The sequence below is a fragment of the Desulfobacterales bacterium genome, assembly GCA_034003325.1.
In the GTDB taxonomy this organism is placed as follows: Bacteria; Desulfobacterota; Desulfobacteria; order Desulfobacterales; family JAFDDL01; genus JAVEYW01.
Window position 1 is genome coordinate 46218 of record JAVEYW010000014.1, and the last position, 12855, is coordinate 59072.

Below are 12855 nucleotides of genomic sequence, written 5' to 3' on the forward strand. Positions count from 1 at the left end.
CACAAAAAAATAATTTTATAATATTATATGTTTTATCAGTATGTTGTTGATAAAAAAGCCTATACAAAACGCTATCTACCCGTAACCATATGGGATAGTTTGAAAGCCACCCAAACAGAATCGCAAGTCGCGCTCATTTCAACGAGAACCATCTGAATATAAGACGAATTACAGATATGTAGGGATAAACCACACGCGTTGATTTCCATTGGCGCACCACGGGTTACGAAGGGTATGTACCACCGGGTTTATCAGAAACAGGCCTGACCCGGCAAAGCCGGAGGCTGGGAAGCTGGGAGGCTGGGAAGCTGGGAAGCTCGGAAATCTGAAAAAGGGTCTAATAGGCCCTTTACCAGAAACATGCACGCTTTTGTGTGGTTGTTCGAGGAAGGTGCAAGATGGCTTTTATGCATCCCAGCGTTCCAGCATTCCAGCATCCGGCTTTGCCGGATTAGGTGAAGGTCGTTGGCCGCCCAGCCGCCCGGCGGCCCAGCCTTCGGCTGTTACCGGATCAGGAGCGAAGCCGTTTTTTCAGTTCTTTCATCAATGCGGTGCAGAGTTGACCGGCATCCGCCACCATGGCCACATCGGCCATTTTCATCATGGTCGCCTCGGGGTTTTTATTGACGGCGACGATAAAGTCGGCATGGGTGATGGCTGCCGTATGCTGAATGGCGCCGCTGATCCCGAACGAGAGCAGGAGTTTTGGCTTGATCTGGCGGCCGGCCTGGCCGACCAGGGCGTCATGGCCCGCCCAGTCCGCATACACCACAGGGCGGGTAGCGCCGACTTCTCCGTTCATCATTTTTGCCAACTCATAGAGTTTCTTAAATTTTTTCTTAGATCCCATTCCCCGGCCGCCGCAAACCACCACAGCGCTCTCTTCCAGGCTCTTTTCCGATTCAGTGATCCGTTCGTACCCTTTTACCCGGATTCTCGGTTGGGGCAAATCCTCCGGATAGCGCTCGTTGAATACCCTTCCGGTGCAATCATAATCATGGGGCCGTTCACTGAAAACACCCGGCCGCACGGTCGCCATTTGAGGCCTTTGTTCCGGGGTAACGATACGGGCCACCAGGTTTCCGCCAAAAGAGGGCGCGGACTGGACCAACCGTCCCTCTTCATCGATATCCAATCCGATGCAGTCGGCCGTCAGTCCGGTTCCCAGTCGTTTTGCCAACCGGGGGGCAAATTCCCGTCCGAAATCGGTCGCCCCCACCAGAAGCATCTCGGGTTGATGAATGCGGGCCAGACGCTCAAGCAGATGCACAAAGGTTTCAACATGATACCGGTCCAACCGCGAATCTTCGATCACATAGACCTGATGCGCACCATGCGCGATGTATTCGCCCACGTATTCCGCCGTATTTGAACCGAACACCACGGCGCACACATCGGCGCCGATCCTTTCAGCCAGTTCGTTGGCCCTTGCCAGCAGTTGCAGTGTGACCCGGTTCTGAAAGTAGTTCCGGTAATCGCCGAATACCCATATGCTTCGCTGGCCCGATATCATGCGTGCTCTTATCCTTCCGAATTGCCCGCGCCGCTCTCAGCGTCTTTTAGGGCCGAAAGATGGTCGCGGGTGATCAAATCCTTGCCGATAGCGCTGGTGATCTTGTCATCGAAGGCATCCAGAAATTGATCGACGATTTTTTTCGGGGTGCCTTTCAGCAGAATATTCTTTTTTTCCGCGGTGGGCGAAAAAACGGTCAGAATTCGAGTCGGGGAACTGTTGATGCCGGTTTGCTCAGGGGAAAGCCCAAGATCATCGGCTGTTATTTTAAAAATATCCGCCCGGTTGAAGGCATCCTCAATTCCCGCCATATGCACATATCGGGGGTAAAACTGCCGGGTGGAAACCGTCACCAGGGCCGGCAGATCCATCTCGAGTTCCTCCAGGAAATTGTCGCAGACCCGCCTGACCGTTAACAGGCTCCGGTCAATCGATAGCGCTTCAATATACGCCACACCGGGAACATCAAGTTCTTCCGCCAATTGAGGACCGACCTGGGCGGTTTCGCTGTCACTGGTCTGGCAGCCGCAAAGGACCAGGTCGAAATCCTGGCAGTATTTTCGAATCGCCAGGGCCAGCGCGCGGGAGGTGGCAAAGGTATCGGCGCCGGCCAGGCGCGGATCGGTCATCAGAAGCCCCCGGTCTGCGCCCAGGGCAATGGCTTCGCGCAGAATCTCTTCCGCCATGGGCGGCCCCATCGTCAACACCGTGATCTCGGTATCGTTTCGTTTGAGTTGCAGGGCCGCTTCCAGCGCGTGACGGCAGGCCGGATTCATCATTCCTTCAGCCAGATGCCGCTTGAGTGTTCGGGTTTTTGAATCCCAGGGCAGCTCGGAAACCATGGGAACCTGTTTGATGCAAACGACCAGTTTCACGCGATCCTCATTTCAACTGACTCAATTGCGCGCGGGCGATCACCATGCGCTGAATTTCATTGGTACCTTCATATATTTCAGTGACCTTTGCGTCCCTGAAGTACCGCTCCACATCGTATTCCTTGCTGTAACCGTAGCCGCCGTGAATCTGTACGGCCAGTCCGGTCACCTTGCCGGCGACCGTGCTGCAGAAGAGTTTCGCCATGGCGGCTTCCCCGCTAAAGGGCCGGCCGTTGTCCTTATAAGCGCATGCGCGGTACAACAAGAGGCGTGCCGCATCGATCTCGGTCGCCATTTCCGCAAGATAACTTTGAACCATCTGAAACGAGGCGATCGGTTTTTGAAATTGCTGGCGCTCCTTGGCATAATTCAGGGCGGCGTCATAGGCCGCCTGAGCGATCCCCAATGCTTGAGCGGCAATGCCGATGCGGCCGGTATCCAGGGTCACGAGACCGATTTTCAGACCGTCTCCGGGTTGCCCGAGCAGGTGGCTGTCGGGCAGGCGGCAGTTTTCAAGAAACAGGGACGAAACCGGATTGGCCCGCATGCCGCAGAGGTCCTCCCGTTCACCCACCGAAAAACCGGGCGTCTCTTTTTCCACAACAAACACATTGGTAGATTTTTTTGAATCTTTCGTGACACCGGCGGCAAAGATCAGGGCCGTTCCGCAAACCCCGCCGTTGGTGACAAAAATCTTCGTGCCGTTAATCACCCATTTGCCGTTTTCCTTGACCGCTTGGGTTTCCACCGCTCCGGCATCGGATCCGGCATTGGCTTCGGTGAGGCAAAAGGCGCCGATTCGTTCGCCGCTGGCCATCGCTGGGAGAAACCGGCGTTTTTGCGCCGCCGTGCCAAACTTCACGATCGGGTAAGCCCCCACACTGTTGTGCACCGTAATGCACAGGCCCATTGCCGCACAGACCCGCGAGATTTCTTCAACGACAATGGCATAGCTGATGCTGTCCAACTGTGCGCCACCGTATTCCCGGGGAATTTGAAGCCCGAAAAAATTGAGAGGCCGCATTTTTTCGACCACGTCCCTGGGAAAGATCGCATCCCGGTCGATTTCGGCCGCAATAGGCCCCAGTTCGGTTTCCGCAAAGGACCGGACGGTTTTTCGTACCAGTTTATGTTTCATGCATGGATTAAAATCCAAACCAACACCCCGATGTTACCGGTAAAATTTCGAAAGACGCTATCTCAGCTTTCACGTAAAAGCAAGTTCTATGCGCTCTTTTTCTCCTCGAATTTCTCTTCTTTTCTTGACAAATTACTGATTTTTTAATAAAAAAATTTTCCATAAATCACAAGCGCATTCAAGGTGCCGCCCGGAAATGAACGCCCGCTTTTCCTTAAGGAGGTGCCTTATGATAAGCGCAGCATTTCATGTCCCGCATCGATCGGATCCACACAAATTATAGAATAGATATCAAGACGCCGCAAAAGCGCCTATCATTTCGCAAGCGTTACGGAAGCTGTTTAACATGAAACCAATAAGTGACCAAGCGGTAATCGCAACAGAAAAAAAAGCGCTCGGTATTGACGATGGCAAGCCCACTCTGGGTATCGCACTTTCCAGCGGCGGAATCCGCAGCGCCTCATTCGGGCTGGGAATTCTTCAGGCGTTATTGGAGAATCACATATTGCAGCGGGACGATTACCTTTTTATAAACCTGGGACTTTAAGAACTGATAGAGTTATATGACCGGGGACAACTATCATCGCCCGCAACCGCCACTTGACCGATAGGTCATGGGCTTACGCGGCCTTCCGGTTCGACATGGCGCTGTCTATATATTGGTAATCTCTATAAAAATAACGATACCTATCGAAATTTAAAATTTGACATCCTTATTCGGCCCGTGAGAGGAATAAATCAAAGGACATTCGCATGGTTTTTACCTTTATTTGCCCCCGAACCCATATTATGAACCCATGCCATATGAATACGCAACAGGAGCGTTTATGAAAGAGATCGATGCCAGGGGATTGGCCTGCCCGGGGCCCGTGCTTCAAACCAAAGCGACGCTCCAATCGGAAAACCCCGATCAGGTGAAAGTCGTTTTGGACAATGCGGCTTCCCAGCAAAATGTGCAACGCTTCCTGGAGTCACAAGGATATCGGACAACGCTTGAACAACACGGGGCCGACTATTGGGTCATGGGTTCAGGCGGTTCAACGCCGGAAACGCATGACGTGACCCTTGCCGAAACATCGGCGAATATCAAAAAGATCATGATCCTGTGCACCACGGACCGCATGGGCTTCGGCGATGATACGCTGGGTATGAAGCTGATGGTCAATTTTCTTCGAACCCTCAAAGAAATGGGACCTGATCTATGGCGGCTGGTATTCGTCAATAACGGCGTGAAGCTCGCCATCGACGATTCAGAAGTGCTCGATGATCTTAAGTCCCTGGAAAACGGAGGGTTCAAGATTCTGGTCTGCGGAACCTGTCTGACCCATTTTAATCTCCTTGAAAAAAAGCAAGTCGGCGAAACAACCAATATGCTCGATATCATCACGGCCATGCAATTGGCCGACAAGGTCATTACCATTTAAAAGTTGGTTACGGCCGGCAGATGTTCATCTCTTAAAAAGCATCACTTATAGATACAACTTTCTGATACAACTTGTATTTCATACCATGGAAGAAAAACATTTTATCGAGTGGATCGAAATCATTGCGGACGGCAAAGCCAACCGTCAGTTCCTAGCGCCGGGGATGGCCCCGGAAGCCCGGTTCATGGTGGATGCCGAACAAATTACCGCCCGAGAATTCTGCAATCTTCAGGGACTCTGGAAATCGTAACCGAGGGCGAGTCAAATTCCGGGTGAATTGCACAGGCGAGCACCGGACCATTCCATTGCCCTAAACGCTCAGCGGGTATATGCATGCTTTAATTTCAATTCCTTCATGTATATGCCCGTTGCCATGCCGGCAAACGCGCCTTCCCGTCAAAATGTCCCCCCGTTCGATCCCCCACAAAATACCGGATTCACCTTATTGGCCCAGGACGTAATATTTATTAGACTTTGCCACATGGTCCGAGGTCTTTTTAAAGTAGACCGCACTTGCCGGTTCCGCACGCGGGCCGGCACCGCCATCCGTCAATGGCCTGAACCCAATCAAACCATTCAGCCAGGGAGGAATTATGACGATCGGATTCAACGAAATAGATCTTAGACATATAAACGGCAAAAAAATTATACAACTAAAATTTGTCGGTGAGCTGACCAAAGAAGATTATGAAGCGTTTGTCCCGCAACTGAACTATATTCTGAAAAACAATAAAGATGTCCGCATTCTGGTTCAATTGATCGATTTCAAGGGGTGGACCTTAGGCGCCTTTTGGGAGGACACCAAATTCAGCGTCCGACACTTCGGTGATATCAAACGATTGGCGATTGTTGGGGACCGGAACTGGCAGAAGGGCTTCCCCCTGGTTATTGCACCGTTTACCAAAGCCGAAGTGCGTTACTTTGACACACATGAAAAGGATACTGCCCAAACATGGGTACAGGAATAAAACTTAACCGGTTGCGGGCCATTTTCAATGCGGCCCCAAATCGCTCGCGACAACCGATGACACCGAGAATGGAGAATACAATATGAGTAAAATCGCCGTCCTAATCCCGGACAGGTATCTAGTTTCGAAATATACGGATCCAGCCGTGGCATTTAAGGCAGCCGACCCCCAATTGGCCCACTTGGGGGTAGTGGCGGGAGATACGTTTAAGAGGTGATCATGAACACCCGAAAAGCCGTCAAGGATAAAACTCCAACAGCCGATTATTTTTCAATAGTTCCCATCCAGAATATGGATGGGAACTAACTATTTATGGCAATGGCCGAAATAAAGCGTTTCAAATGACTTCAGATAACCGCGCAAGGTTTTCACCTGGCCCGTGTCCGTGGATTGTTTGTATTTCATTGCCGAGATCAGGATCTTGTGCAGCAGGGTCAATTTTTCGACATATTTATCAGTATCCGGTTTTATCCGCTGGGCCATAAAATACTGATAAACAGCCTCCTGTATCTTGTTGGCGTGCCTTTCCTTGTTCACCACCCAACGCACCAGCTGATTGGAGTTGACCGGTTTCTGACCGCATTAGTAGTACCCTGTAAGCCTCCCTTTCGTCCCATTTTGGGCACCGGGCGCCGGAATCCATTGAAAACCTGTAATACGCGATTGCATTGCCAAAAGCGTCAGCGCATATGCCTACCTTGAGAATTTGATCAATCAAATCCTGGCGGCAACTGAACCGTGCTGTTTTTTAAGGAAAATCGGCAAAAAAGAAGTGGCCCTGACCAGCGTTGGCGCGTAATAGGCCAATCTCCATCGTTGTATCTAAAAGATAGATCGCTTTGTTTTGGAAAACGCTATGTTTGATGCGGATTCGAGCGTCAAATCCGCAAAACGGCAAAACGCCGCCGGTTTGACCCTCGAATCCGGCAAATTTTATCACCAAAAGTAGCTATCCAGGCCCATTACCATTTCAATAATCAGACATGGCCGCCGAGCCATCCTGGAGGGCTTTTCCTCTTCCAGGCATTCGGCGCATTTGGATAGAAATCCGGTGATGCCACTTTTATATGTTCAAGGGCTGACTGTCGTGATCTCATTCCCTCCAGGACACGATCACGGCATTCTCCTTCACAAACACCCGTGATGTCTCTGCTTGGTATTTTTTCGGACATGACAGACCTCCTTTCTTTGGTTGTAACCTTCCGGCGGTAATGGTTCCGCCGTTATCATACTTTCAATATAATGCCTGTCATCATTATCGTAAATACGGGATTTACCGTAATCCAAAACAACCGGCCCCGCATGGATCAAAAATTTCGGGCATTATGTGTCAAACCATTTTGTTTATTTCTCCCGGCATTGCGGAAGCCTGTCTGCGCCTTTTATCTAACGGTGTACGATGCCTTCGGCATCTTGTTCTCACGATGTTGGCGTATACACCCTTATCACACACAAAATCCATGATTGCCTTTATTCAAAAATGGAGAGGAAAATACTAAAATTAACGGTGACTACTCAGGAATACAGAATTCAGGAGCCAGAATTCAGAATAATGCACTAACCGCCTGAATCTTCATTCAACTATATTAATCCGGCTGCTTTCAGCGGTTTTTCCCGAACGGCAGAAATTTTCCGGTTATTTTCAATCTCAAGCAGGAGAGTGGGATTCAAACGGTCAGGTTCTCTGGATATGGGGTCGTTATCAACAGGTCACCGGCCGACCTGTTGGGCAGGAGATGCTGACAGCTCTGATCAAGGGCGCATACCGGCCTCTCCCTACCGACGAATGGATGCCGGCGCCATCGGTTCCATGGTGGCGGATTATCCGTTACGGCTGATGCCCATCGGAGATCCGATGGTAGCCGGCACCCTGGCCCTTGGTGATCCCCGATTTAAGGCGCTGATTGATACCGTCGCCGAACTTGCCTCCCCCACCGGTCAATGGAATGGCCGGAGGCGATTCATCCCCTCACCGGCGGCGGTTGCATGGGGGACGGTCAGCATGGATGGGCCGCGGCGGAGTGGGTGATGATGATTCGGAATTTGTTCGTAAGAGAAGAGGCCGACCAGGTGATCCTGGGGGCCGGCGTCTTCCCGGAGTGGCTGAAAAAAGGGGAGTCCATTGAATTCGGTCCAACCCCCGTGCCCGGCGGGGCACTGACAGTCGCTTTCACCTCTGTACCGGAGGGCCTGGCGGTAAATCTCAAGACACAAATCAACCCCCAGGCTGTGAACGTAACGGTGGCGGTACCGAACTTTGAGCAACGGGAATTGGCGCAATTCAACCGACCTGTCCTGTTGGCACCCACCCCCGGCTGAGGTGAGTGCGGCACCCCCGGGACTCACAATAACCCGATTGCCGAACCGCTGATGCCACTGGGATGTGCTCGGACAATAAAAAGGAGGTTATACCCATGACAAATAACGATCATAAAATCGCACTGGTAACCGGTGCCAATAAAGGAATTGGCTTTGAAATTGCCCGGAAACTCGCCCAACAGGGGATAGAGGTGCTGATGGGGGTTAGAGACCCATCAAAAGGCGCATCGGCAAAACAAAAACTGGCGGCCGAAAATCTACCGGCGAAGATGATCGAGATCGATGTCACCAATCCCATGGCCATTCAAGCCGCCATGGGGAAAATAAAGGATACCTACCGGCGGCTGGACATTTTGGTCAACAATGCAGGAATTCTGATCGATTCCGAAACCAGCATTCTCAATCTTGACAAAACCATATTTCTAAACACCCTTGAAACCAATACTTTCGGCCCACTGTTGCTGAGCCAGGCCGCCATTCCCATCATGAAGGCCGGCGCTTACGGTCGAATCGTCAATGTGGCCAGCACCTTGGGGTCTCTTAATGACATGGCCAATCCGGACAGCTCATACCAATCGGTCACGGCCGGTGCCTACCGATTGTCCAAGACCATTCTCAACGGCATTACCATCCTGCTGGCCAATGAACTGCGCGGCACCAACATTCTTGTCAACTCCGCCTGCCCCGGATGGGTAAGAACGGATCTCGGCGGCAGAGAGGCCCCGCTGTCACCGGCGGAAGGCGCGGATACCCCGGTATGGCTGGCCACCCTCCCCGATGACGGGCCCACAGGGGGCTTTTTCCGGGAGAGGCAACCCATCCCCTGGTAAACGGGGAACGTTGATGCAGGCTATTATGGATCATTTGCATCGCCTCAAACGGGCCTGGATACAGTGGTTGCGATCTTTCAAAATGAGCACCTCTCCGGCATGCTCGGCATATCGCCATGCAATAATGCCGGAAAAGGCCCCGGAATCGTTCTGCTTCAAATGGACGGCCTTTCATGCCCCCGGTTGGAGTATGTGGGAGAGGCGGCTTCAGATTCAGGAAATCCTCGTGAAAGACTGGATCATAACACCGCACAGAAACAGCCTCCCGTTGATCCAGTGCGGCGACTTCAAAGCCGGCCCCCAGTCGTTTGTGTATAAAAAACTATCCCAATATTTTTTCGAGGTACCATTGGCCGCATTGCCGTCCCAACCCAAAGCCACTTTTCCATCACACCGTCCATTGCTCAGAATCGACCATATTTTCATTTCACCCCATTTCCACCCCACATCGGTCCGCGTGCCGGAAGATAATGAAAAACCAATCGTTTCAGACCATCTGCCGGTTTATTGCGAATTGGCATTGCCCTCTCAAGGTCGCCCGGTGAAGGCAAAAGGGATTGATGCGGTTAAAAAATTGTGCGGCTTGCAAGCTCCCATTCAACCTGGGGGGATCCGGAAGTTCTGGCATGCGGCGCCTGGGACGGGCCGCCAAAATTGATTCACGCGAATGAGGCCGTTTACGATGAAGAGACGGCAGGCTACACCGAGCGGAAATGCTATGAGGCGCGGCTGAAGAGTTGACGACAGTGCGCTGACTTGAGCGATCTTTTCAGTCATCGTTATCAATCAGATGATCCAGCAGAAGCGACTGAATTCGCATCCAGTCTTCACTATCGGCAACTACGGCTGTCTCTTTTTCCGAAAAGGCGTACTCGTTGCAGCATTGGTTGATTTCCGGATGGGTGCGCTTGAGTTCCTCCCATATGATGTCTGGCGCTTCGATTTCATCGCTCAGTGCAGCTATCGCATCCACTACGGCGATGCGGCCGTCCGGGGTAAATCGGACCTCACTATCCTCGAGCTCCAGCGTCACGAAGTTGTTCATAAGCGCTATCCTCCTAGAGATGATGATTTCGGTTTCAGAGCAGCCTGCTTAAATCATGCCCCTCTCTCTTGAGGATATCCGTTCGGCGTCAAATGTATATGGGGTCCATGCTGTATTCGCGGTCTCGTATTCAGGAAAGTCGAGTGACTCCTGGAAAAGGGAAATACAAATACGTTAAAGACCCCATAGCCACACCGTTGATATTGCTTTACGTTGATGTTAAAGACTGCGGCGCTTTTGAAGTCTTAGGGATTTGAAGGCCACCCGACGGATGGCCGAATAACCACCTGTTAAACCCCTAAGGAGGCTTCCATGATCGATAAGGAAACACTATGTCAAAAAATAAGAGAGATCTATCCGGATATTGGTGAATGCGGAATTGATGTCAAGGTTGCGTTTGATCAGACCAACCAGCGCTGGACGGTAGCGTTAAAAAAAGGGGGGCATCAGTTGAAAACTTTCCTGGAAGAAAATGACGCGGAGCTATGCCTGGCGGGCAAGCAATGCGTCAGTTTAGGAATCGAAATCAGTCAGTTAAAATATAATATCGAACGGATGTAGGTTATTTTCGATTGTAAACAGGGAGGTAAACATGGCACCGAAAGCTCCGTGCAACGGCGAATGGGATGAGGAAATTCAAACGTGCCTCCTGAGATATGAAAAACTCAAAGCGGTGGCGATCAAGTTGGAAGGGCAAAAGAGAACAAGCATAGAGCGGGAACTCGAACAACTCCGCAAAAAAAGAGTGGCGCTGTGGGAAAAATATAAACAATCTCGACAGTCAAATACTGCCGGAAAGGACACGAAGAAGCCCCTTTTGGAGATGCAGGAAGCGCTGGACAAATCGTTTTCCAGGTTTAACGAATAGATAGGAGAAGATATGATGACGAAAACAATGGGTATCTTAAGTTTCCTGATCATTTGGATCGGTGTGACTTCCGCTGGGTATGCAGATATCCAGAGTTCAATTGATATTATTACAAAAATGAAAGCGGCCAACGAGACAGCTCTTGAAATGGCGCAAAAAATAGAAATAGAGATTCAGGCCAATGGCAAAACCGTCAGCAAACTGCTGGCTGGTAAAGCCCAGAAAATAAAAACGCCTGCAAACAGGCGCCATCGTGCAGGATGGCAAGACCGAAGAAAGGGACCTGATAGTCGTTTCCGTCTGTCGGCGGCAGTTGTAAAGAAATTCTTTACAACTGATTTTTCATCTAACTCATTTTCTTTCAGTATGTTAGCTATAGCTGACCAGCATTTTATTTGGAGGTGTCAAAAAGTTTGGCCAGTTGGTTCTGGCTAATCCAGACCATTGCCTTCCTTTGCGTAGAGAGATACGGAGGCTTTGCCGTCCACGGTGTTACTGATGAGCATCGATTTATCTACAAAGCTTCTGAAAATGCTATTGAAATAGCACAGCTCCGATACCACTATTAACTCTTCCCATTCAGCTGCGGTTTTAACAGGCCGTGCTTCCGGCGGAGATTCGACTTTACATCTCGGCAATCAGCGTGCCGGTTTGAGCGGCATCATAACCGGGCAGAGAGGAGAGTTCCCGGTGAAAGCTTCGGGATTGCAGAATATCGAGAAGAACGCTCACCGCTGGGTGTGAGACGACGTCACTCGGAATAACCAGATCGCACCCGACCGATTCAATCGTTACAAAATCAAGCCCGCATGCGTCTGCCACGGCCCGAAGGCCGAGCGCTGCATCCGCTTTCCGGTAGAGGACCCGATAAGCCCCCTCTGCATGGCTTTTGACCTCATCGTCGTAGCCGGTAACAGCGCTTGTAGGAATGCCCGCCCGGGAAAGGTAATCATCCAGGAGAATTCGAAGGGCGGCGCCGGGATCGCGATTCACGAGCCGGACGCCTTTTCCGGATAAGTCGCTTACACTGCGAATGCCCAAGGGGTTTCCCGGCGCGACCATCAAGCCCTCTTCGACTCTGGAAAACCCGATCATCACGCCTTTGGCGCCCTTCAGCCATTTTTTCGCAAAACTCACATTGGACTGATGGGTATCCTTATTGTGCACATGGGATCCGGCCAGATGCGCGTTGCCGGCGGCAAGCCCCTCAAGGGCGCACTGACTGGAAGCAAACCGGCATTGAACTCTCGTCCCCGGCGCCTTCCGGGCAACGTGCGCGCTTAAAATGGTGAGCGCCGGATCGCAGCCGAGGAGGAGGGCTGTTGTCTCCAGCATTTTGCTGCCGGACAGGACTTGAACCCGGCGCGTTTCCGTTTTGAAAATGCCGTCGGCGGCCTGAAACCCGTCGATCATCGCGTTTTTCCCATCCAGCGGGTACCCCACCAGGCGATCCCGGACCCGCGCCAGCGCAACCCGGGAACTCCCGCCGGTCGGCGGATCAAGCATTGTCAGCGGCTGATCCTCTCCCGCCTCGTTCACCTCAAAGATGCCCTCGACCTTGCATCCCAACAGTCTTGCCAGTTCCAGGGCAATGGCCGTATTGGGCACATATCGGCCCGATTCGATGTCATAAATCGCCTGCCGTTTGATTCCCACCCGCTCAGCCAGGTAATGCTGCGTCCAGCCCCTGGCTTGGCGCATAGTTTTCAAGTGGCAGATGAGAGGGGGTTGCTCTGATGTCATTGGCGGTTCCTTTCGGCCGGCATCGGTGCGACAGGCAGTGCCCTAAAATGCGATGCGATGACGGTTATGAAAAAAATATTGACGTGTCATACCGGGTAATGTAGCTTTTAACGTGTTTTTGACGTTTTTAGG

Annotated in this window: 18 protein-coding genes and 1 pseudogene; 11 read left to right on the forward strand and 8 right to left on the reverse strand. The window is 51.5% G+C overall.

Annotation, left to right across the window (positions count from 1 at the left end; all coding sequences use genetic code 11):
- Positions 1 to 511: 511 nt before the first annotated feature.
- From RBT11_14845 to RBT11_14855, 3 genes are read right to left on the reverse strand one after another with little or no spacing between them, the layout of a single operon-like run.
- Positions 512 to 1513 (reverse strand): electron transfer flavoprotein subunit alpha/FixB family protein, encoded by a 1002-nt coding sequence (locus tag RBT11_14845; protein MDX9788057.1) that lies wholly within the window; start codon positions 1511 to 1513, stop codon positions 512 to 514.
- A gap of 8 nt (positions 1514 to 1521) precedes the next feature.
- Positions 1522 to 2388: an electron transfer flavoprotein subunit beta/FixA family protein gene (locus RBT11_14850; GenBank protein MDX9788058.1), complete on the reverse strand. Its 867-nt coding sequence runs from the start codon at positions 2386 to 2388 to the stop codon at positions 1522 to 1524.
- 7 nt (positions 2389 to 2395) lie between these two features.
- Positions 2396 to 3526, reverse strand: a complete 1131-nt coding sequence (locus tag RBT11_14855; protein ID MDX9788059.1) for an acyl-CoA dehydrogenase family protein — start codon at positions 3524 to 3526, stop codon at positions 2396 to 2398.
- A gap of 346 nt (positions 3527 to 3872) precedes the next feature.
- Between RBT11_14855 and RBT11_14860 the strand changes: the two genes are divergently transcribed.
- The 4 genes from RBT11_14860 to RBT11_14875 all read left to right on the forward strand — a co-directional run bounded on the left by RBT11_14860 (position 3873) and on the right by RBT11_14875 (position 5918).
- Positions 3873 to 4073: a hypothetical protein gene (locus tag RBT11_14860; GenBank protein MDX9788060.1), complete on the forward strand. Its 201-nt coding sequence runs from the start codon at positions 3873 to 3875 to the stop codon at positions 4071 to 4073.
- A gap of 280 nt (positions 4074 to 4353) precedes the next feature.
- Complete coding sequence (gene yedF, locus RBT11_14865) at positions 4354 to 4950, forward strand: sulfurtransferase-like selenium metabolism protein YedF (protein ID MDX9788061.1); 597 nt, start codon at positions 4354 to 4356, stop codon at positions 4948 to 4950.
- 85 nt (positions 4951 to 5035) lie between these two features.
- Positions 5036 to 5200, forward strand: coding sequence for a desulfoferrodoxin family protein (locus tag RBT11_14870; protein MDX9788062.1), 165 nt, complete (start codon positions 5036 to 5038; stop codon positions 5198 to 5200).
- A gap of 343 nt (positions 5201 to 5543) precedes the next feature.
- The gene (locus tag RBT11_14875; GenBank protein ID MDX9788063.1) at positions 5544 to 5918 is read left to right on the forward strand and encodes an STAS/SEC14 domain-containing protein; all 375 of its coding nucleotides are present in this window, start codon (positions 5544 to 5546) and stop codon (positions 5916 to 5918) included.
- Positions 5919 to 6224: 306 nt separating this feature from the next.
- Here the strand turns inward: RBT11_14875 and RBT11_14880 are convergent.
- Positions 6225 to 6476, reverse strand: a pseudogene (locus RBT11_14880) (superoxide dismutase [Ni]).
- Between the two features lie 190 nt (positions 6477 to 6666).
- Positions 6667 to 6861, reverse strand: coding sequence for a hypothetical protein (locus tag RBT11_14885; GenBank protein ID MDX9788064.1), 195 nt, complete (start codon positions 6859 to 6861; stop codon positions 6667 to 6669).
- Between the two features lie 747 nt (positions 6862 to 7608).
- Here RBT11_14885 and RBT11_14890 point away from each other — a divergent pair.
- The 4 genes from RBT11_14890 to RBT11_14905 all read left to right on the forward strand — a co-directional run bounded on the left by RBT11_14890 (position 7609) and on the right by RBT11_14905 (position 9808).
- The gene (locus tag RBT11_14890; protein MDX9788065.1) at positions 7609 to 7947 is read left to right on the forward strand and encodes a hypothetical protein; all 339 of its coding nucleotides are present in this window, start codon (positions 7609 to 7611) and stop codon (positions 7945 to 7947) included.
- Positions 7947 to 8237, forward strand: coding sequence for a hypothetical protein (locus RBT11_14895; protein ID MDX9788066.1), 291 nt, complete (start codon positions 7947 to 7949; stop codon positions 8235 to 8237). Before RBT11_14890 ends, RBT11_14895 begins: the two co-directional genes overlap by 1 nt.
- Positions 8238 to 8332: 95 nt before the next feature.
- Positions 8333 to 9067 (forward strand): SDR family oxidoreductase, encoded by a 735-nt coding sequence (locus RBT11_14900; GenBank protein ID MDX9788067.1) that lies wholly within the window; start codon positions 8333 to 8335, stop codon positions 9065 to 9067.
- A 576-nt stretch (positions 9068 to 9643) separates the two neighbouring features.
- Positions 9644 to 9808 carry a hypothetical protein gene (locus RBT11_14905; protein ID MDX9788068.1) on the forward strand — a complete coding sequence of 55 codons (165 nt, stop codon included), beginning with the start codon at positions 9644 to 9646 and terminating at the stop codon, positions 9806 to 9808.
- A 28-nt stretch (positions 9809 to 9836) separates the two neighbouring features.
- Here the strand turns inward: RBT11_14905 and RBT11_14910 are convergent, their stop codons facing one another.
- Complete coding sequence (locus RBT11_14910) at positions 9837 to 10112, reverse strand: hypothetical protein (GenBank protein ID MDX9788069.1); 276 nt, start codon at positions 10110 to 10112, stop codon at positions 9837 to 9839.
- 312 nt (positions 10113 to 10424) lie between these two features.
- Between RBT11_14910 and RBT11_14915 the strand changes: the two genes are divergently transcribed.
- The 3 genes from RBT11_14915 to RBT11_14925 are packed head-to-tail and all read left to right on the forward strand — an operon-like array spanning position 10425 to position 11415.
- Positions 10425 to 10673 carry a hypothetical protein gene (locus RBT11_14915; protein ID MDX9788070.1) on the forward strand — a complete coding sequence of 83 codons (249 nt, stop codon included), beginning with the start codon at positions 10425 to 10427 and terminating at the stop codon, positions 10671 to 10673.
- Between the two features lie 31 nt (positions 10674 to 10704).
- Positions 10705 to 10980, forward strand: coding sequence for a hypothetical protein (locus tag RBT11_14920; GenBank protein MDX9788071.1), 276 nt, complete (start codon positions 10705 to 10707; stop codon positions 10978 to 10980).
- 12 nt (positions 10981 to 10992) lie between these two features.
- Positions 10993 to 11415 carry a hypothetical protein gene (locus tag RBT11_14925; protein MDX9788072.1) on the forward strand — a complete coding sequence of 141 codons (423 nt, stop codon included), beginning with the start codon at positions 10993 to 10995 and terminating at the stop codon, positions 11413 to 11415.
- Here RBT11_14925 and RBT11_14930 read toward each other — a convergent pair.
- Together RBT11_14930 and RBT11_14935 are read right to left on the reverse strand one after the other, a co-directional pair.
- Complete coding sequence (locus RBT11_14930) at positions 11412 to 11618, reverse strand: hypothetical protein (protein MDX9788073.1); 207 nt, start codon at positions 11616 to 11618, stop codon at positions 11412 to 11414. The two genes, RBT11_14925 and RBT11_14930, sit on opposite strands and share 4 nt — an antisense overlap.
- The gene (locus tag RBT11_14935; GenBank protein ID MDX9788074.1) at positions 11605 to 12723 is read right to left on the reverse strand and encodes a substrate-binding domain-containing protein; all 1119 of its coding nucleotides are present in this window, start codon (positions 12721 to 12723) and stop codon (positions 11605 to 11607) included. The genes RBT11_14930 and RBT11_14935 overlap by 14 nt, the downstream gene beginning before the upstream one ends.
- Positions 12724 to 12855 lie beyond the last annotated feature (132 nt).